Source organism: Paenibacillus sp. FSL R5-0912 (assembly GCF_000758605.1).
Lineage (GTDB): Bacteria > Bacillota > Bacilli > Paenibacillales > Paenibacillaceae > Paenibacillus_AQ.
Genome location: NZ_CP009282.1, coordinates 4,204,096 through 4,223,295 on the forward strand (window position 1 = coordinate 4,204,096; position 19,200 = coordinate 4,223,295).

General features: G+C 51.2%; 24 protein-coding genes and 1 riboswitch. Of the genes, 4 read left to right on the forward strand and 20 right to left on the reverse strand.

Annotation, left to right across the window (positions count from 1 at the left end; all coding sequences use genetic code 11):
* Positions 1-158: 158 nt before the first annotated feature.
* The 3 genes from R50912_RS17600 (at position 159) to R50912_RS35005 (ending at position 3,280) form a co-directional block, all read left to right on the forward strand.
* A complete protein-coding gene (locus R50912_RS17600; RefSeq protein WP_042236725.1) occupies positions 159-1,397 on the forward strand; it encodes an aminopeptidase in 1,239 nt (412 codons plus the stop codon).
* A gap of 53 nt (positions 1,398-1,450) precedes the next feature.
* Complete coding sequence (locus tag R50912_RS17605) at positions 1,451-2,680, forward strand: aminopeptidase (protein ID WP_042236727.1); 1,230 nt, start codon at positions 1,451-1,453, stop codon at positions 2,678-2,680.
* Between the two features lie 426 nt (positions 2,681-3,106).
* Positions 3,107-3,280: a hypothetical protein gene (locus R50912_RS35005; RefSeq protein WP_156118649.1), complete on the forward strand. Its 174-nt coding sequence runs from the start codon at positions 3,107-3,109 to the stop codon at positions 3,278-3,280.
* Between the two features lie 138 nt (positions 3,281-3,418).
* On the opposite strand, the gene R50912_RS17610 is transcribed toward R50912_RS35005, so the two are convergent.
* From R50912_RS17610 to R50912_RS17650, 9 genes are all read right to left on the reverse strand, one after another.
* Positions 3,419-4,111, reverse strand: a complete 693-nt coding sequence (locus R50912_RS17610; protein ID WP_081956556.1) for an AlkZ-related protein — start codon at positions 4,109-4,111, stop codon at positions 3,419-3,421.
* Positions 4,112-4,135: 24 nt separating this feature from the next.
* Positions 4,136-4,720 carry a TetR/AcrR family transcriptional regulator gene (locus R50912_RS17615; protein ID WP_042236728.1) on the reverse strand — a complete coding sequence of 195 codons (585 nt, stop codon included), beginning with the start codon at positions 4,718-4,720 and terminating at the stop codon, positions 4,136-4,138.
* The gene (locus R50912_RS17620) at positions 4,713-5,441 is read right to left on the reverse strand and encodes an MBL fold metallo-hydrolase (RefSeq protein WP_042236729.1); all 729 of its coding nucleotides are present in this window, start codon (positions 5,439-5,441) and stop codon (positions 4,713-4,715) included. The genes R50912_RS17615 and R50912_RS17620 overlap by 8 nt, the downstream gene beginning before the upstream one ends.
* A 134-nt stretch (positions 5,442-5,575) precedes the next feature.
* Positions 5,576-6,049, reverse strand: a complete 474-nt coding sequence (locus R50912_RS17625) for a DUF6773 family protein (protein WP_042236730.1) — start codon at positions 6,047-6,049, stop codon at positions 5,576-5,578.
* Positions 6,046-6,255, reverse strand: coding sequence for a helix-turn-helix transcriptional regulator (locus tag R50912_RS17630; RefSeq protein WP_042236731.1), 210 nt, complete (start codon positions 6,253-6,255; stop codon positions 6,046-6,048). Before R50912_RS17630 ends, R50912_RS17625 begins: the two co-directional genes overlap by 4 nt.
* Before the next feature lie 151 nt (positions 6,256-6,406).
* Complete coding sequence (gene pstB / locus R50912_RS17635) at positions 6,407-7,183, reverse strand: phosphate ABC transporter ATP-binding protein PstB (protein WP_042236732.1); 777 nt, start codon at positions 7,181-7,183, stop codon at positions 6,407-6,409.
* A gap of 95 nt (positions 7,184-7,278) precedes the next feature.
* Positions 7,279-8,175: a phosphate ABC transporter permease PstA gene (gene pstA / locus R50912_RS17640; protein WP_039298906.1), complete on the reverse strand. Its 897-nt coding sequence runs from the start codon at positions 8,173-8,175 to the stop codon at positions 7,279-7,281.
* The gene (gene pstC / locus R50912_RS17645) at positions 8,172-9,074 is read right to left on the reverse strand and encodes a phosphate ABC transporter permease subunit PstC (protein WP_039298909.1); all 903 of its coding nucleotides are present in this window, start codon (positions 9,072-9,074) and stop codon (positions 8,172-8,174) included. The genes pstA and pstC overlap by 4 nt, the downstream gene beginning before the upstream one ends.
* Before the next feature lie 99 nt (positions 9,075-9,173).
* Complete coding sequence (locus R50912_RS17650) at positions 9,174-10,121, reverse strand: phosphate ABC transporter substrate-binding protein PstS family protein (RefSeq protein ID WP_039298912.1); 948 nt, start codon at positions 10,119-10,121, stop codon at positions 9,174-9,176.
* A gap of 258 nt (positions 10,122-10,379) precedes the next feature.
* Between R50912_RS17650 and R50912_RS17655 the strand changes: the two genes are divergently transcribed.
* Positions 10,380-11,309, forward strand: coding sequence for a LysR family transcriptional regulator (locus R50912_RS17655; RefSeq protein ID WP_052416458.1), 930 nt, complete (start codon positions 10,380-10,382; stop codon positions 11,307-11,309).
* Between the two features lie 450 nt (positions 11,310-11,759).
* Here the strand turns inward: R50912_RS17655 and R50912_RS17660 are convergent, their stop codons facing one another.
* The 11 genes from R50912_RS17660 to R50912_RS17700 form a co-directional block, all read right to left on the reverse strand.
* Complete coding sequence (locus R50912_RS17660) at positions 11,760-12,596, reverse strand: class I SAM-dependent methyltransferase (protein ID WP_042236733.1); 837 nt, start codon at positions 12,594-12,596, stop codon at positions 11,760-11,762.
* A 65-nt stretch (positions 12,597-12,661) separates the two neighbouring features.
* A complete protein-coding gene (locus R50912_RS17665; RefSeq protein ID WP_042236736.1) occupies positions 12,662-13,576 on the reverse strand; it encodes a DMT family transporter in 915 nt (304 codons plus the stop codon).
* 158 nt (positions 13,577-13,734) lie between these two features.
* On the reverse strand, positions 13,735-14,871 hold the full coding sequence (locus R50912_RS17670) for a zinc-dependent alcohol dehydrogenase (RefSeq protein ID WP_042236738.1): 1,137 nt from the start codon (positions 14,869-14,871) through the stop codon (positions 13,735-13,737).
* An 89-nt stretch (positions 14,872-14,960) separates the two neighbouring features.
* Positions 14,961-15,107 (reverse strand): hypothetical protein, encoded by a 147-nt coding sequence (locus R50912_RS35010; protein ID WP_156123175.1) that lies wholly within the window; start codon positions 15,105-15,107, stop codon positions 14,961-14,963.
* Positions 15,104-15,247, reverse strand: coding sequence for a hypothetical protein (locus R50912_RS35015; protein WP_156123177.1), 144 nt, complete (start codon positions 15,245-15,247; stop codon positions 15,104-15,106). Before R50912_RS35015 ends, R50912_RS35010 begins: the two co-directional genes overlap by 4 nt.
* A gap of 73 nt (positions 15,248-15,320) precedes the next feature.
* A complete protein-coding gene (locus R50912_RS35020) occupies positions 15,321-15,482 on the reverse strand; it encodes a hypothetical protein (RefSeq protein WP_167549552.1) in 162 nt (53 codons plus the stop codon).
* A gap of 215 nt (positions 15,483-15,697) precedes the next feature.
* Complete coding sequence (gene queE, locus R50912_RS17680; protein ID WP_042236741.1) at positions 15,698-16,420, reverse strand: 7-carboxy-7-deazaguanine synthase QueE; 723 nt, start codon at positions 16,418-16,420, stop codon at positions 15,698-15,700.
* On the reverse strand, positions 16,413-16,895 hold the full coding sequence (gene queD, locus R50912_RS17685) for a 6-carboxytetrahydropterin synthase QueD (RefSeq protein ID WP_042236742.1): 483 nt from the start codon (positions 16,893-16,895) through the stop codon (positions 16,413-16,415). The genes queE and queD overlap by 8 nt, the downstream gene beginning before the upstream one ends.
* Positions 16,895-17,557 (reverse strand): 7-cyano-7-deazaguanine synthase QueC, encoded by a 663-nt coding sequence (queC, locus tag R50912_RS17690; protein WP_042236744.1) that lies wholly within the window; start codon positions 17,555-17,557, stop codon positions 16,895-16,897. The genes queD and queC overlap by 1 nt, the downstream gene beginning before the upstream one ends.
* Positions 17,558-17,605: 48 nt before the next feature.
* The gene (gene queF, locus R50912_RS17695; protein WP_042236746.1) at positions 17,606-18,106 is read right to left on the reverse strand and encodes a preQ(1) synthase; all 501 of its coding nucleotides are present in this window, start codon (positions 18,104-18,106) and stop codon (positions 17,606-17,608) included.
* A gap of 175 nt (positions 18,107-18,281) precedes the next feature.
* Positions 18,282-18,325, reverse strand: a riboswitch (PreQ1 riboswitch).
* 90 nt (positions 18,326-18,415) lie between these two features.
* A complete protein-coding gene (locus R50912_RS17700) occupies positions 18,416-19,156 on the reverse strand; it encodes a ZIP family metal transporter (RefSeq protein ID WP_042236748.1) in 741 nt (246 codons plus the stop codon).
* Positions 19,157-19,200 lie beyond the last annotated feature (44 nt).

The window sequence follows — 19,200 nt, forward strand, 5'->3', positions numbered from 1 at the left end:
CTTCCTTTCATCTGATCATGCCCACAATATTCAGTATAACATTGATATGTAAGCAATTCCTTTCCTTTTGCGCTGTAATTGACTTTTTTCATCCGGCGGTTAATAATTTAGTACAATGCTTATTCCGAGCTAAAATTATGGTAATGGAGGAAATCGCAATGACTCAAACAGAGCTTCAATCCAAGCTAAGTAAATATGCTGATCTGGCTGTGCAGATCGGTGTAAATGTTCAGCCGGGGCAAATCCTGGTCGTGAATGCTCCGATTTCCGCAGCCGAGTTCGTCCACCTGATTACCGCCAAAGCATATGCCATCGGCGCAAGCCAGGTCAAGGTTAACTGGAGTGACGAGTTCATTACGCGCCAGCAGTTCGAGCATGCTGCACCTGAAGTGTTCACCAAGGCTCCAACCTGGTTCGCGGGTGAAGTGACCGAATTCGCCGAGAACGGCGCAGCATTTCTGAACGTTATTGCCGAGAATCCGGATGCACTCAAAGGTATTGATCCTGAGCGGATCGCCAACTTCCAGAAGACCCGGGGAGCTGCACTTACGAAATACCGCGAAATGCAGATGTCTGATAAAGTCAGCTGGAGTATTGTAGCCATCCCGTCCCAGCCTTGGGCAGACAAGGTATTCCCTGACGTGCCTGAAGAAGAGCGCGTAGATAAACTCTGGGAGGCAATCTTCCACACCGTACGCCTGGACCGCGAAGACCCTGTAGCCGCCTGGCAGGAGCATCTGGATACGCTGGAGCAGAAAGCGGATGTTCTCAATGCGAAGAAATACAAAAGCCTGCATTACATAGCACCTGGAACCGACCTTAGTATCGAGCTGCCTGAAGGCCATATTTGGGCGCAGGGCGACAGCATCAATGCTAAAGGTCATTCTTTTGTCGCCAACATGCCAACTGAAGAAGTGTTCACGGCTCCGAAGAAAACCGGCGTTGACGGTACTGTCAGAAGCACGAAGCCGCTCAGCTACGGCGGGAATATTATTGACGGCTTTTCGATTACCTTTGAACAGGGCCGGATTACCAGCGTAAGCGCCGAGCAAGGCCAGGAAGCCCTGGAATATCTGATCAGTCTCGATGAAGGCGCCAAGTACCTGGGTGAAGTCGCACTCGTGCCGCACAACTCGCCGATCTCCGACTCTAACATCCTTTATTTCAACACCTTGTTTGACGAGAATGCGTCCAACCATCTGGCGATCGGCACTGCATATGCCTTCTGCCTCGAAGGCGGCAAAGAAATGAACCAGGATGAGCTGATCGCCCATGGTCTCAATACCAGCGTAACCCATGTCGATTTCATGATCGGCTCAGCAGAGATGGATATTTATGGTATCACGGCTGACGGTACGCGTGAGCCTGTATTCCTGAAGGGCAACTGGGCATTCTAATGCCTTTTCTACTCCATATTACAAAATAGAAGATCGTGAAAGGAGCTGAAATCATGCTGGATTTCAAGCAAAAGCTCGAAAATTACGCCCTGCTCGCTGTAAAGATCGGAGTCAACATTCAGCCCGGTCAAACGCTTGTAATCAATGCGGATATCGTCTCCGCAGAGCTGGTACGGCTCATTGTACGCCAAGCCTATGAAGCAGGAGCGAAGCTGGTAAAGGTTAATTATACCGATGAATTCGTTACACGGACACGTTATGATCTTGCTCCATCCGAGAGCTTCCTCGAGCCGCCCAAGTGGCAGGCGGATGAGCTGGAGGATCTCGCGCGTAATGGCGCTGCGTTCCTGACCATTATCTCGGCTAATCCGGACTTGCTAAGCGGGGTAGAACCAAGCCGGATCTCTGATAACCAGAAGACCGCCGGCCAGGCCATGGCTCCTTACCGGGAGATGATGATGGCTAACCATGTCAGCTGGAGCGGCATCGCCTTCCCTTCTCCTTCATGGGCCGCCAAGGTATTCCCGGACGCAGCGCCTGAGCAGCAGATTGAACTGCTATGGGATGCAATCTTCAAAGCTGTGCGCTCAGACCAGGAGAACCCCGTTGCAGCCTGGAGCAGCCATCTGGGCGGCCTCAAGCAGCGCTGCGATCTGCTGAACGCCAAGAAGTACCGCAAGCTTCACTACACAGCACCGGGAACCGATCTGACGATCGAGCTGCCTGAAGGCCATATCTGGTGTCAGGCCGGTGCGGTGAACAGCCGCGGTATGTCCTTCCTGGCCAACATTCCGACCGAGGAAGTGTTCACAGCCCCGCTGAAGTCCGGTGCTAACGGCAAGGTCAGCAGCACCAAGCCGCTTAGCTACGGCGGCAACATAATCGACCGTTTCACCTTGACCCTGGAGAACGGTAAGGTCACAGACTTTACCGCAGAGGTCGGCCAGGAGGCCTTGGCTTCCCTGCTGGCTATGGATGAAGGCGCGGCCTACTTCGGCGAAGTGGCCTTGGTGCCTTTCCACTCTCCGATCTCGGAGAGCGGCATTCTCTACTACACCACGCTGTATGACGAGAATGCTTCCTGTCACCTAGCGCTGGGTGCTGCTTATGCTTTCACGCTGCAGGACGGCATCAATATGACGAAGGAACAGCTTGCTGAAAGAGGCATGAACCAGAGTCTGACACATGTAGACTTTATGATGGGTTCCCCGGAGATGAGCATCGACGGAATTGCCGATGACGGCTCTGTTGACCCTATCTTCCGTAACGGAGATTGGGCTTAAGCTTTTGCCTGTGGATTGTAGCTTGAGGATTGTGGTTTGACGTTTGTTAATGAATTGTGGCCCCGCCGTTCCCCTTATGGGAGAATGGCGGGGTCATTTTGTATAAGAGAGCTATGGAGTTAGTGTATCGAGAATTTTCCGACTCAGATTCCGCTAAGTAACCTTGGCAGGGTGTGCTCCCATCGTACAGCTTGGAAATAGAATCGTTAGTTTCCTGCTTGTTCATTCCTCCAATAGCCCAAATTTGAAGATTAGTTCAAAGAATATTCACAATATTGTTGAATTTAATTCACAAATATGTCACAATACAATTAAGGATAGTGTTTACAAGTCCCGCACCCAAAGTTATTACGAAGCTTCTGATGCCAGAACCTGTGAAGCGACTCTGGAAGTTTATGCTTACCAAACACTTAGGAGGGAATCCTGATGAAAGAATCTTTTAATCAAGAAGTGGATTCGACTGAACCGGAACGTCTGGAAGTCCAGGCCCCCAAAGACTTAAGTATCGTAGCCTCCGATGCAATCAAGTACACAGCCTACATCATGCTGCTGTTCGGGTTCTTGTACTTTTTGATTGCATACCTCGCCCCTATGCTATAAGGCTGCTTCAATATATACGCTTCCCCGTAAGCGCTTACGGCCGGTCTGTTCCTGCGGGAAATGGATTAGCCGTTTTATTTTGTAGACAGGGGTACAAAAAAATAGTCCCCGCTAATCTCGAGGACTACCATGATATGCTTATTTCCAGACTAACGCCTTGCTGATCCAGGCTATTGCTTCCGGTGTCCAGCTCCCGTCCATTCTCGAACGCAGCCACGCCACCGCCTCTTCTCTCATTCCTTCAAAAGTTTCGATTCCCGCATCATTCATCCAGTGGCCCGTTGTTTCAAAAGAGGTACTGTTCCACCCGTTCGGCTCACCGTCCGCATTCAGCCGTTGCTTAACTCCAGAGATTACAATATCCAGAGTGCCTTGAAGCTCGGTTACCGCGTTGTCAAAAGCCGTTTTCTTCTCTTTGGCCTTCATATCAGCCATAGAACGCAGCTGGCGTGTCTCTATGCCTTCGTGCTCCCGGATAATCTGCAATAACGTTAGCGCTTCTCTAGTAGCAAGACCGCTGTCATACCGCTCCTCTAGGGACCGCGGACTGCCTGCCGCCGCCAGATAAGCGGGAAGCCATTCACGGGATACCAGAACGGCTTTTTTCTTAATAAACTTACCGTATCCGGCCAATCCTTCTCCCGGAAATCTCACCCGCCAGCCCCAGGGGTCCAGCTCGGAACCGGTATGCCAGTTCTCCGCCAGAGTCAGCCCGTTCACAGAAGGATGCCCAGGGATCAACGGGGCCAGCGGTACGATCCCCAGCTTGGCCACAACTTCAGCCATCTCCTCAAATGTTGTAATACTCTCTAGGCTTTCTACACTACCCACTCATTCTGCCTCCTCGATGTATTTTCATTCAAGCTCATCTGCTCCCTCACCCATGCAGCGGATTCCGGCAATATAAGCGCGGATCAGCCGGGTAAGACTTACATTCAAGTCCAGCGGCATTCCGAAGCCGCCTTGATTCTCAAGGGCAGAGAACCCGTGTAGTATGCTGCGCAATCCCCGGACGGCGTGCAGGTTCCCTTCCTCATCCAGCCCAAAGCAGGACAGGACTTGAATAATCAGCGACAGAACCTTCCCGCCCGCAGCCTCCAGAGCGGTGTCTCCCTGCTCAGGTGCTCTCAATGTTGTTTCGTACAGCCCCGGATGTTGTCTGGCAAATCCGATGTAAGCCTGACTCAGCGCATGAACGGCCTGTTCGCCCCGTGCGCCTTCCGCTGCAGCTGACATGGCGTCATAGAGCTGCTCCAGCCCGTGAATCGCCAGCAGTGTCCGCAGACCCGCGAGTCCGTTAATGTGATTATACAACGACGGCGGGCGAACGCCCAGCTTGGCCGCCAGTGCAGCCAGCGTCACCTCCTGAACACCCTGTGCGTCTGCCAGCTCTGCTGCTGCCAGCACCAGAGTATGTGTGTCCAAACCGGCTCTAGCCATGCACTTTCCCTCCATTCACCAATAGCCTGCCCGCCTCTGCTGCCGCATGTTTCATGGATTCCACCGGGTGCCTCACCAGATTTCCATGTCCTACAGCCAGTACTGAAGGCGCTAGATCAATTAGCTTATAGGCACTGGCCAGTGCCTGCTCCAGACTCCATGTCGCCATAGCCGGAAAAGGAAACAACGGTACCTTCTTGCCGGACACAGCGGTTGCCCGGAAGGTCTGGAACGCATCCCCTACAATTAGTGCGCCACTGCGCTGATCCCGGAAAGACATAGATCCCGGAGTATGCCCGGGCGTACTTATGGCCGTCAGTGAGCCGATGGTATCCCCTTCGTACAGCAGCACATCGGGCTTCGTTGCTATCTTGGCAGGTACACTGCCCTTAATCGGGGTCTGAAGCTCACCTGCCCTTAGCGAGCGGTCACCGGCCAGCAGCGCCGCATCGCGTTCCGAGATATAGACCTTGGCCCCAGGAACAAGCTTCTTGAGCGCATCCAGCGCCCCGACATGATCCATATGGCCATGGGTTAGCACGATCCGGGTAAGCGGCTTCTGAAGCCTGGAGGACTGTTGTAGGATACCTTGTAAACTATAAGGCATGCCTGCATCTATTAGAGTAAGCTCCTCTTTTTCTTCGACCAGATAACAGTTAACGGGAAATAAGCGCGGCAGCCAGGTTAGCTGGTGCAGATAACCTTCTTGAGTTACTCTCATAAGGATCCTCCTCAAAACTAATGTTATTAGTTAAATAATAAACTAATAACATTAGTTTTGCAAGAGGGAACTGTATTTTCTACATTTGTACTGAGAAAAACGAGGGTTATATCCCCGCTGATTGCGGATTCTTCCTAGTTCTCCGAGTCCAGCATTTTGTCGGCATTTTTATTGGACCGCTTGATCATTAGCCACTGCAGCGCGGTAATTCCTAAGAAGAATATAACTGCTCCAGCCCCGTTACTCATTATGCTATTTGACAGATCCATCGGATCACTGTCCAACAGATCATAGCTAAACATAAGAGCACCCCACACCACAGAACTGAGCAATCCGCCAATAAGATTCATTTTCTTGAAGCGTTTCACCTCCCCCGCCTTAGGCGGCAGCTGATAGAGTCCTGCACGGATTCCTCGAATAACGACATATAAACAAGCCGCCATCAAGATCAGAAAGGTATCCAGCCATAATTTTATATCCCAATTCAGTATAAATACTTTCACCGCGAGGCTAATCATCAGTCCTGCAAAACAAATCGCGAATCCATGCGAATTAAGCTTTTGAAACTCGGTAATGATCCGTTCATCCTTAATTCCCCGATGCTTCATTCTTCTTCCTCCCAGAAAATATCGTTAAGCGTTGTACCCAGCACTCTGCAAATGGCAATACACAATCGCATCGTCGGGTTGTAGTTTCCCGCTTCGATCAGACCGATGGTCTGTCTCGTTACCCCTACCGCATCTGCCAGCTGCTCCTGCGACAGGTCTTTCTGCACCCGCGCCAGCTTCAATTTGATGTTCTTATGCTCACCCACCCGGAATCCTCCTGGAATGATATGTATTTCCACTACATTGTAATCTATATCAACCATTATGTACATTATATATTGCATTAAGGGTATAAAATAAACACCATTCGCAAGGAATGGTGCCTATGGCTCCTGTAACTATTGTAATGCCTGTCCGTCAGCCGAAACGGCCCATAATATATTCCTGGGTCATCTGATTCTCCGGATTGCTGAAGACCTTCTCGGTCTTGTCATATTCCACAAGCGAGCCCAGATAGAAGTAGGCTGTATAATCCGAGATCCGCGCTGCCTGCTGCATGTTATGGGTAACGATTACGATCCGCAGCTCTTCCTTCAGTTCCTTAATCAGCTCCTCCACCTTGCCTGTCGATACAGGATCAAGTGCTGAAGCCGGCTCATCAAGCAGCAGGATCTGCGGGTTAACCGAAAGTGCCCTGGCAATACACAGACGCTGCTGCTGTCCGCCAGACAATGCCAGTGCAGAGTCCTTCAAGCGGTCTTTGACCTCATCCCACAGGGCGGCGCGGCGCAGGCTGCTCTCCACGATTTCATCCAGTGCTTTTTTGCCCTTAATTCCATGATACTTAGGACCAAAGGCGATATTGTCATAGATGGATTTGTAAAAAGGATTCGGCTTTTGCCAGACCATGCCGATTTTTTGGCGCAGCTTGATAACATCTGTTCCGGAAGCATTGATATCTATACCGTCAATCCAGATGCTGCCTTTGGTAGTCGAGCCGGAGATATCATCATTCATCCGGTTAAGGGAACGCAGAAAGGTTGATTTCCCGCAGCCGGAAGGGCCGATCAATGCTGTTACCGTATTCTGGGCGAAGGGAAGACTAATTCCTTTAACCGCCTCATAAGTGCCATAATAAATACTCAGATCCTCAGTTTGAAATGATTCGCGTACCACCGGTTCCGCTATGCCCATCTCTTACTCCTCCTAAAAGTTTGGTCAGCATCCGCTTTCTGAGTCTTCTACGCAAAACTCGCTTCGAAAGCGTAAACTCTCTTTGTCTTATTAGCCTAGTTCATTCTCTTGGAAGCGGTAAGCTTGCGATAGATGAATCTGCCGAAGAAACGGGCAGCCAGGTTGAAGATTAATACGGTCAGCACCAGCACTGCCGAAGCACCTGCTGCGATCTGCAGCGCATCCGGCGCCAGACCTTCGCTGTTGACCTTCCAGATATGAACCGCCAGTGTTTCTGCCGGACGGAACGGGTTAAGCGGTGAAGAAGGACTAAGCGGATTCCAGTTGCTGAAGTCCAGACGCGGACTGCTCATCCCCGCCGTGAACATCAATGCTGCCGCTTCACCGAAGACGCGTCCGGCGGACAGGATCGTTCCCGTAATGATCGTTGGCAGAGCTACCGGGAGCAGTACCGAAGTCACAATCTTCCACTTGGATAAACCAAGCGCGAAGCCCGCTTCCTTCTGCTGCTTAGGCACCGTGCGGAAAGCCTGCTCGGTGATACGAACCATCAGCGGAAGGTTGAAGAAGGTAAGCGCGAGTGCTCCCGAGATCAGGGAGAATCCGAGATTGAAGGTATTGACGATCAATAAGAGACCGAATAGACCGACGATGATGGACGGGAAGGAAGATAACACTTCCACAACCAGACGGATGAAGTTAGTCAGTCTGCCGGGACGGGCATATTCTGCCATGAAGATCCCCGCTCCAAGTCCAAGCGGTATAGTAATAATCAGGGTCAGCACCAGCAGGAACAGGGAGTTGAAGAGCTGAGGTCCTACCCCGCCTCCTGCACGGATCTTCTGTGGTGCCGAAGTCAGGAAGTCCCAGCTGATATGACTCATCCCGCGGATGAGGATATATCCAAGCAGGCCAACCAGAATAGCTACGATAAGCAAAGCGAACGTTACAATGATAGCAGTGGCAATTTTGTCTGCTGTTCTCGGCTTCAAATTTTATTTCTCCTTTCGAGCATTCTAACAAGCAGTACGAATACAAATGTCATCAGCATAAGCACGAGAGCCATGCTCCATAGCGCGTTGTTCTGCGGTGAACCCATCGTCGTGTTCCCCATACCCAGCGTAATAACACTGGTCAGAGTAGACGCGGATTCGAACAGCGAACGCGGCACAAAAGGCGCATTACCGATAACCATCTGTACAGCAAGTGCTTCACCGAATGCACGGGCCATCCCCAGTACCACCCCCGTCATAATAGCCGGGAAGGTCGTCGGGAGAATGACACGGGAGATCGTCTGCCAGCGAGTGGCACCGAGCGCAAATGAGGATTCTTTCAAGTTTTGCGGCAAAGAAGCAAGCGCGTCTGCAGCCACGCTGGTAATGGTCGGCAGGATCATCACCGACAGCACTAGCGCGCCTGCAGCAACCCCGATGCCCTGTCCGGGCAATGTATTCCGCAAAAAAGGTACAATGACACTTAAGCCAACGAACCCGTATACGACAGACGGAATACCTGACAACAGCTCGATAACCGGCTGCAGCAGTTTTTTGCCCCAACCAGGGACGATTTCAGTCATAAATAATGCGGCACAGATGCTAAGCGGACTTGCGATAAGCGCGGCAAGCAGTGTTACCAGGAAGGAACCGGCTATAAACGGAAAAGCTCCATAAGAAGGCGTATCCGCTTCAGGCGACCACTTCGTGCCGAACAGGAAATCGGAAACCTTAACCTCACCGCTTACAAAGTTCGCAATTCCTTTAGAGGCTACGAAATAAACCATCGATACAATGATTACAATCAATAGCAGTACACAAAAGGACATATAAGCGCGTCCGATAAAATTCTCTATATGATGTTTTTCAAACCGCGTTTTCTTTGGTTTTACCCTCAAGATGCTCCCTCTTTCTAAAGTGAAAAGAGAGGCAGAAGAAATCCGCCTCTAATCACATGAAGTTCTAATGGATGATACCTGTGAATGAATCTGTAGTACTTACTTAGGTGTTACAGTTCCTGCTACATCGCGGGATACCTGCATCTGCGAAGCCGGAATGTAACCAAGCTCTACTACATCTCCTGTCTGTACTTCATCAGTCATCATGAAGTCCAGGAAAGCTTTTACTGTTTCATTCGGCTCACCGTTAGTGTACATGTGCTCGTAAGCCCATACCGGATATTTACCGGCAATTACGTTGTCTACAGAAGGTTCAACACCGTCATAGCTCAAGGTTTTAACGGAATCATCCAGGTAGGACAGAGCCAGATAACCGATAGCTCCCGGTGTTTCACCGATAATTTTCTTAACAGTACCGGAAGAATCCTCTTGAATCGATCCTGGAAGATCATCCGTTTTGGTGCCAAGCGCGAAGCTCTCGAAGGTTGCGCGTGTACCTGAGCTTGCAGGACGGTTGATGATCTGAATCGCCTGGTCAGCACCGCCGACTTCGCTCCAGTTCTTGATTTTGCCAGTGAAGATGTCAACCAGCTGCTGCTTAGTCAGTGTATCTACACCTGCATCCGGATTGCTTACTGCTGCGATAGCTACAACAGCTACCTGATGATCAACGAGTGCTGCCGCTTTTTCAGCATCAGCATCTTTCAATTTCTCTTCTGCGAAGACGTCGGAGTTACCGATATCCACTTGCTTCTCAGCAACTTGTGTCAAGCCTGTTCCGCTTCCGCCGCCTTGAACCTGAATATCGACGCCTGCATTAGCATCCATAAATTTCTCTGCTGCCTGCTCTACGAGCGGCTGCAGTGCTGTGGAGCCCGAAGCCAGAATAGATCCGCTTAATTCGGCGCCGCTGCTGTTTTGTGTATTTGTTGCAGCTGCATTGCCTCCGTTATTGGTTGCCGCATTATTTCCCCCGTTGCCACATGCCGAAAGTGCTACTACGCTTGTTAAAGCCAAAGCCATGATCCAAGATTTTCTGAATTGCATTGTTTTTTTCCTCCTAAAGGTTTTGTGAGTGTCTGCTTCATTGGTCTGCTTCGTACAAAACTCACTTTGGAAGCATTTCTGTGCTCATGTCAGCTTCTCTTCTGACTCTTCTTATTCTAGGGCTCGTTCGTTATGTAAAAGTACTGAGTTTGTAAAGCGGAAGATAAAAGTTATAATAGATTTTGAATAATGCCATAGATATAATCTATATATAAGCAACAATCGCTAATTTATCGCCATCTAACCGGAGGAATCAGCATGAATCTTGTGAAATTACAAATCGTAGTCCTGATTGAAAAATATAAAAAGGTAACGGACGTAGCCGCCGAGATGGGGCTTAAGCAGCCGACCGTTTCCTTCCATATGAAGAGTCTCGAGAGTGAGCTTGGCGCTTCACTGTTCCAGTTCCGGAGCGGCCGGGTGCTGCTGACCGATGCCGGACGGGCCCTGTATCAATATGCTGTGCGGATTGTATCGCTGACGGCAGAAGCAGAGCGGACAGTTAAGCAGTTCACCTCTCTGGCGTCGGGGAATCTGGAGCTAACAGCAAGCGACATCCCCGGTAATTATCTTGTGCCTAAACTGCTGTCCCAATTCACTGGCCTGCATGATGGAATTGATGTGTTCCTGTCCATATTGCCGGATGATGCCGTCAGGGAGCGTCTGCGGAGCCGTGAGATTCAGCTGGCCGTGCTGCACAGTGCGGACGGACAGGATGATTCCTTCCATACTCAAGTGATTGCCAGAGATGAAACGGTGCTGGTTTTTGCGCCTGGACATCCTTTTGCCGGAGCGGAGGAAATTACGGTAGAAGCGGCAGCACGAGAGCCCTGGGTGCAGCATGAAGCCGCCTCCTTCCTGCGCGGAATCTCCGACAAGTGGACGCAGCTCAATCATGTGAAAGTGTGGAACCATGCCGTACTCGGCTCGCCGGAGGCGGTCAAACGTATGATTAGCGGCGGCGGGATGGTCGGAGTATTCTGCAAATCAGGGATTGAGGCCGAGGTGGCGGCCGGAAGTCTGGCCTATGCCCCGCTGCCGGGACTTCATCCCGGAGATGGTGCATTTGTGCTGGCCTGGCGCAAAGACTACACCCTCTCCCCGTTACAGAAGGCTTTTGCCGGAATGGCAGGTGGTGGCGGTTTACAGGAGGAGGACCAGCGCGAAGATCCGGTACCCAGTAAATAGTTGGACTTCCGGGCGGCGGATGTCATCGCAGGAATATCCAGATTATCCGCAATCCTGAGCAGGAATCCGGTAACTTTATATAAAATCCTGCCCATAATACAACATTTCCCTCCTTATATTGACCCGATACTAAAATTTTGTAAAAAAGGCAACATTTCATCTTTTCCAAGCGGCTTAGCAGGATTATTCTTGTAATTCATACAACAATCCTTCTGAACACCTGGCTATCCATACATCAAAGTTATAAAACATACAACACTTATGTCTACAGTGCGCTTTATTTACATTTACATAACAAAACGGTATCCCTTAGCGCACGAACGTAACCGCGCTTCAAGAGATACCGTTTATATGACTTCTTAGGTTTCACACTATAAATTACTGCTATTTCCCGCTGAAACGGCTTTGCTGTCTTTAAAAAGGACTGCAAAGCCGTTTCCACTTCGTTGATTATCTTTTCTCTGCCACCAGAGTGAAGGTCTTGGGAATTCCCTTATCATATACATCCGACGACAGGTTCGGCTCTTCCACCAACTCCTGAATAACAAGCCCGCTGGCCGCAGCAGCGGTTACAATCTCGCCGAGTGTCCAGCGCCGCCAGTAGACAACATTAGGTCTGTCTGCCCCCGCTGCTTCTCCGGAAGAAGGCATATACTTGGAGTAGGATACCTGCTTCTCTTCCAGTGCCGTATCGAAATAATCACCGCTCACTTTGTGCTTGCGCACCTTGGCGGTTGAACCCTTGGAGGAGATCAGCTTGGTCGTTACCGGGTGGAAATCGCGCAATACGAACTTCCCGCCGGGTGCCAGCAGCCGGTATGCGGTAGTCATAAACGGAGCCAGGTCGGTGAAATAGTGGACAATTCCCATCTCCGCAAACACCAGGTCATACGAGCCGTCCAGTTCTGCTTCAGGCAGTCCCAGCACATCTGAGACGATATAATTCAGCTTCACTCCAGCTTCCTGCGCCAGTTCAGCAGCATAACGCCCATTCGCCTCCGAGAAATCGGCAACGGTGACTTCCGCCCCCAGCAGGCCGAGCGCTACCGCCTTCATGCCGTTCGAACCCATCAGGTTCATAATCTTACGGCCCTTCACATCGCCCATATATGCATTCAGCGGGAACAGCCTCCCTGCCGGATCTTTGGCCAGCCTCTCTGCTGCCTCGGCTGGTGATCCGAACCGGCTTGTCCATGCCGCATAGGTATCCTCATTCCACAACTCCTCACTGGAAGGAGCGGCCCCGCCGTTTAGACCTGACGGTTCGTTCTGATCATGTTCATTCATTACGTTCGTTACCCCTTTATATATGTTCTGTGAAAATCATGTCATCGCTCGACCTTTCTAACGCATTATGACGCATTCGGCAGAGCCTCCTGAAGCTTAAGCGCCTTCCTGCGTCCGGAATACAGATAGACCCCGAGGCCGGCCATGACCAGCACGCCTCCTGCCCATTGTAAACCGCTCAGCTGTTCACCCAGCAACAGGAACGCAAGAATGCTCGCGCCGACAGGCTCTCCCAGAATATTCATCGAGACTGTAGTCGCAGATGCATACTGCAGCAGCCAATTAAACAGAATATGGCCGAATACGGTTGGCACTACCGCCAGCAGGACAAAGATGCCCCATTCCCGGGCCGGATAAGCGAAGAAAGGTGTACTTGTTACCAGATTATAAACAGCAAACACAACGGCCGCAGAGATGAATACAATCAGGCTGTACAAATAGGAAGGCATACGCGCCACCAGCTTCTGACCGATTAGTAAATGTGCGGCTACAGCTACGGTTCCGCCAACCGACAGCATGTCACCCTTCAGGTTCTCGGCGGACAGCCCGATATCACCCCAGCCGATAAAGACAACCCCAAAGATTGCAATAGCCATACCCAGCATAGCAGAGGCGCTGTTTCGCTCTTTATACAGTATGTACGCACCGAGCATAATGAATAACGGTTCCAAAGCCATGATCATCGTCGAGCTGGCCACTGACGTGTAATTCAGCGAACCCATCCAGAGCAGGAAATGAAGGGCCAGCATCACACCGGAAACGCCCAGCAGCAGCCAATCCTTCAGGCGCAGAGCCCAAGCGGCTCCGCTGTAACGGCGGGCGAACGGCAGCATTAGCAGCGAGGTGAACAGCAGCCGGTACATCCCCTGAACCGACACTGGAGCAGACGACCATTTAATGAAGATAGAAGAAAAGGATATGGCCACAATTCCGATCACCATCAACAGCGGTACGGGAACGGGCGGTTTTTTGGGAATCATACGTAGTCGCCCCTTCGTGTTTGGTAAGACTCATTATGTTAATTTAACGCAAATTGCAGAAAAAAGCAGCATTTTTCAATAAAAGAGACATAGAATCCGTCTTTCAGCGGGTTCCATGCCTCGTATGAGCCTTTACCAGTGCTAATAAGCATCTGTATCTATGGCTTAAGCACAACCTTGATACAGTCCTCTTCCTTCTCCTGGAATACCTGGTACCCATGCTCCGCTCGACTGATCGGCAGGCGGTGGGTGATGATATCTGTGGGATCGAACTTATTCTCCTTAATCATCTTGTAGAGGGCCGGCATATAATGAATGACCGGAGCCTGTCCCATCTTCAGCGTAATATTGCGTTCAAACAGATGACCGAGCGGGAACATATTATAGTTCAGCCCATACACCCCTACAAGCTGAATTGTACCGAACTTGCGGACCACCTCTGATGCGATACGGAACGCCCCTAGTGAACCGCCCTGCAGCATCAAGGCTGTTTCTACCTTTTCTACAACCGTCTTCTTGGCGTCGAGACCTACACAATCAATGACCACATCGGCACCGCCGCGGGTGATCTCCTTCAAGTGCTTCTCAAAATCCTTTATTTCCTCAAAATTTAATATCTCCACGTTATTCGTCAGCTTCGCATGCTGCAGCCTGTATGGGATATGGTCGACGGCAATGACCCGGGACGCGCCTTTCATCCAGGCGAATTTCTGAGTCAGCAGCCCCACTGGCCCGCATCCGAGCACAATTACGGTATCTCCGGGCTTCACGCCGGCATTCTCAACCCCCCACCAGGCGGTCGGTACAATGTCCGAGAGGAACAGCAGCTTCTCGTCTTCCATTTCAGCATCCTCCGGAACGACAAAGGGGCCGAAATTGCCGTACGGTACACGCAGCAGCTCGGCCTGCCCTCCGGCGAAGCCGCCGTAAGTATCTGAATAGCCCAGATAGCCGCCGGTATCCTTGGCTTCATTCGCGTGGTCACATTGGCTCTCCATCTCGTGCTGGCAGAAGAAGCATTGCCCGCAGGCTACATTAAAAGGGATAATGACACGGTCACCCTTCTTGACCTTGGTAACCTCCGGTCCCACATCTTCCACAATTCCCATAGGCTCATGGCCGATAATGTAATCATCATGCATGCCGGGGATTTCGCCATTATAGATATGCAGATCCGATCCGCAAATGGCGGTTGAGGTAATGCGGACAATGATATCATCCTTCTTCTCAAGCCGCGCATCAGCGACTTCCTTAACCTCGACTTTCTTCTTGCCTTGATAGGTTACTGCCTTCATGTTGAGAGTCACTCCTTCAGAAGTAGGGTATGGACATAACAGGCTGTAAAATCACGCTATACTATGTTATAACCCCAAATCCTCCGAATTTATCCGTGCAGCAGCGGAGAATACATCATCAGTGCATGATTCTCGGCGACAGCCTCATCACCCGCGAGCTCCCCTGTATGGGTAAGCACCCTGCGTCGGATAGCGTTACTGCGTACATATCCTCCCCACGGTTCCAGGCTGATCACATGGCCGTCTTCATAGACCTCATAATTGTAGAGCTGCCGGCTGTCACAACGCCATTCCCCGTGCAGATGGGTATCATCCAGATGAAAGCAAACATTGCCTCTTGAACATCAATGATCAGTAATGCGGCTGACATCATCAATTTTCATTCCCTCCTCCATATGCTGTACCCTAGCGTTTCGGCACGAATACCCCCAAATATTATAACTGATAATTCACTCTGGAAGCTTATCCGAGATCACCAAGATGAAGGTAGCTAATGGTCCCAGCAGCAATGACAGCAGAAACCAGTTTAATCCGCTCCGGTTTTTCCCCTGGGCAATTCCCGCATTAATCAGTGCCAAGGTTCCCCAGCCTGCGTAGTATCCGTTCTCCATTTCAATTCCCCCTCGTGCTTGATCATCCATCAAGTATATTACGCCTGGAAGGGGTGATTCTCCTCCGCTTGTTACAGAAATCCTAATAATTACATTAAAAGGAATTGGATGTGGTCACCCCGAAGGAAGAGCCGGTGGACCGGGGACTACACCAAAAAGACCGGACCTCCGCATCGCAGAGGTTCGGTCTTCATTCAATATATAATGCGCAAGCCTTACTTGCCCCGCTTATTATGCCAGATTAGTGCGTGAAGCTGCGGCAGCACCCGCGCCTTGTTCATCTGCGGGTCGGCAATTACCAGATTAAACAGCCACTCCAGCCGGCCCAGCAGGCGGCCTGAAATGTCGCCATCCTCGGTGACATTATCGTTCCCCGGCTGAAGAAACAGCGGGACCTCCGGGTACCTGAAATGTACCTTCCGGGCATACTCATAATCCTCCTGGTTAAATACAACTACCTTCAGGCTATGAGCCGCCTTGCCGTTGTTACCGACTCTAACCATGATCTCGTCCAGCTTCCCCCAGTCGGTCTTCATCCCGGAGCTTGGCGGCTTGGGGCTAATCGTCAGCACATCGACATCACTGAACCAGTCCTGCCAGCGGCTGCCCTGTGTCTCTATAGCCGCCTGGATACCGCGTTCGTGGAGCAGGGCGATGAATTCACCCATGGCTTCCCCGATAAGCGCCGGATTGCCTCCGGAGATGGTTACGCAATTGAAATTATCTCCTGCCAGCTCAAGCAGCCCGGCGAGAATCTCCTGCGGTTCCATCAGGATTACTTTATCCTTCGCCGAACCATCCCATGTAAAGGCTGAATCACACCAGCCGCAGCGGTAATCGCAGCCGTAGGTGCGGACGAACATCGTTTTGACACCGATGACCGCCCCTTCCCCCTGAATCGTCGGGCCGAACATTTCGATTACCGGTATTTTACTCATGGTCACAGCCTCCGTACAGACGGTAAGACGGCCCCGCTTCCGGAATGTCTGCCGCCAGCACCTCCGCCCAGGAGGTCGGAGTCTCCCACAGCTTAACGGAATAGACCGGCAGAGAAGCCTGCTTCAGCTCATAAGCGATGTATGCTGACATGTTCTCCGCCGTCGTACGGAACGACAGCAGTGCTACCTTAGAGCCTGTAGATGTAAGTGTCTCCAGCACAGGCTCATTGCCCATTGCCAGAAAAGCATGATCCAACCGGTCGACTACAAGCTGCTTCACGATTGTTTTGATGTCACTGAAATCGACAACAAACCCCTCGTCCGATTGACCCTGTGCGACAGAAGGTACACCTTTCAGCACAACCTCAAGCTTGTACGTATGCCCGTGCAGATTGCTGCATTTCCCCTTGTGCCCGATCAGCTGATGGGCGGCATCGAAGGTGAAGATTTTGCAGACAGATATTTCGCCAAGCATTATAGTCCAGCCTCCTGACGCTCCGCCTCATATTGCTCAAGGCCGCGCTGGCGGAGCAGACATGCCGGACAGGTGCCGCAGCCGCTGCCGATCATCCCGTTGTAGCAGGTAAGCGTCTGCTCACGGATATAGTCGAAGTAGCCAAGCTCATCGGCCATTTTCCAGGTTTCTTTTTTGTCCAGCCACATCAGCGGAGTATGGATTACGAACTCAACATCCATCGACAGATTAAGTGTAACATTCAGTGATTTCACGAACACATCCCGGCAATCCGGGTATCCGCTGAAGTCCGTCTGGCAGACACCGGTGATGATATTGCTATAGCCCAGCTGCTTGGCCAGAATCGCTGCAAAGGACAGGAATAGCAGGTTCCGTCCGTCTACAAATGTACTCGGCAGCTCCGCGCCCTCCCCGGCAGCGATTTCGATATCATCCCGGGTTAGCGCGTTCGGGGCCAGCTGATTCAGCAGTCCCAGATCGAGAATATGCTGCTTCACCCCAAACTTCGCGGCAATCTCCTTGGCGACTTCAATCTCTGCCGCATGGCGCTGATTATAATTAAAAGTAACCACCTGAACCTCCTGGAACTGCTGCAAAGCCCATACCAGACAGGTGGTGCTGTCTTGGCCGCCGCTGAAGACGACCAGTGCTTTTTTATTCATCGTAAGTTCTCTCCTCCTTATTGTTCTGTGTGCTGCAGATCTCCCGGATTAACGGTTATCCACTTTCTCGGGATACAGGTCGTGGTTCATCAGCCGGTGCTCGGCCATGGCCTCATATTTCGTTCCCGGACGCCCCCAGTTGCAGTAAGGATCGATGGAAATGCCGCCGCGCGGCGTGAATTTACCCCAGACCTCAATATAGCGGGGCTCCATCAGCGAGATCAGATCATTCATAATAATGTTGACACAGTCTTCATGGAAATCCCCGTGATTGCGGAAGCTGAACAGATAGAGCTTCAGGGATTTGGATTCAACCATTTTGATATCCGGAATATACGAGATGTACATCACGCCGAAATCCGGCTGTCCGGTAACGGGACACAGGCTGGTGAACTCCGGGCAGTTGAATTTGACAAAATAATCACGGCGGGGATGCTTGTTATCGAACGCCTCCAGAATCTCCGGGTCATAGCCGAAATTATACTTCGTACCTTGATTTCCCAGCAGGGTAACCTCCTGTATTTCCTCTTTCAGTCTGCCTTCTGACATGACAAAAAACCCCTCTCTTTTCCCTAGGCTCCTGGCCTGAACTGGAAAGAAGAACGAGATTTCGAAAACCTGGCTCTACTAAGTTGAGACACGCGCGGCATAACAAGAAATAAGTACAGGCAAATGCCCGTACTTCTAAAGCCCCCGGATATCCGGAAAGCTGCTCATGCCTGTAGCGGTCTTAGTTTTTTATAGAGGGAGTTTGCGAACCTCTCCTGCGCTTGCGCACGCAGATTCCTTCTTTATGCTGATAACTGTACATATGGTGCGTCTTGAACTATACCATGATTGCCGGAGGCTTGACAACCCTCACAGCTGATCCAGAATCAGCGAGCACAGCAGACCCATGGCGGCGATAAATCCCGTTAGCGGTCCACCTTCCTCATAAGCTTCGGGCATCATGCTGGAGGAGACCATCGCGATTATTCCGCCCCCGGCAAAAGAAGCAATCATCGCCTCCGTATATCCGCTTGCATGGTCCATAAACGTATAACCCGCCCCTGAAGCCAGGGTGGAGATCACCAGTACGCCGAACCACAGCAGCATAATTTTTCTTTTGCCGTAGCCGTCCTGCTTCAGCCCTGCCGTGCTCGACAGCCCTTCCGGGATATTACTGATAAAAATAGCGATGACCAGCAGCAGACTTACACCTTGACCGGCAATCAGACTGGCCCCGATCATGATCGACTCAGGAATAGCATCCAGTACCGTTCCGGCAAAAATAGCCAGGCCGCTCCCGCCTTTAGCTTCCTTCTTCCCTGAAGCTCTGGCTGAGCGTTTGCGGCCGGCTCCGCCTTTTCGCGAGATATACCAGTCGAACAGCGTGAACACCAATGCCCCTGCGGTAAAACCGATGATCGTCGGGGTCAGCCCGCCGTCACTCGCGGAATCCTCCAGCAGTTCATAAGCAGCTGCTCCAATAAGTACGCCTGTCCCGAAGGCCATAATGAATCCGATCAGCTTGGTGGGAATGGACAGGAACAGAGCGAGCAGCGCCCCGAGTAATACAGCAGAGCCGGAAATGGCTCCCCACATCAATGCACCCCACATTATGCTCACCTTCCCCGTTCATGTATTGTTATTGAAGTGCATAG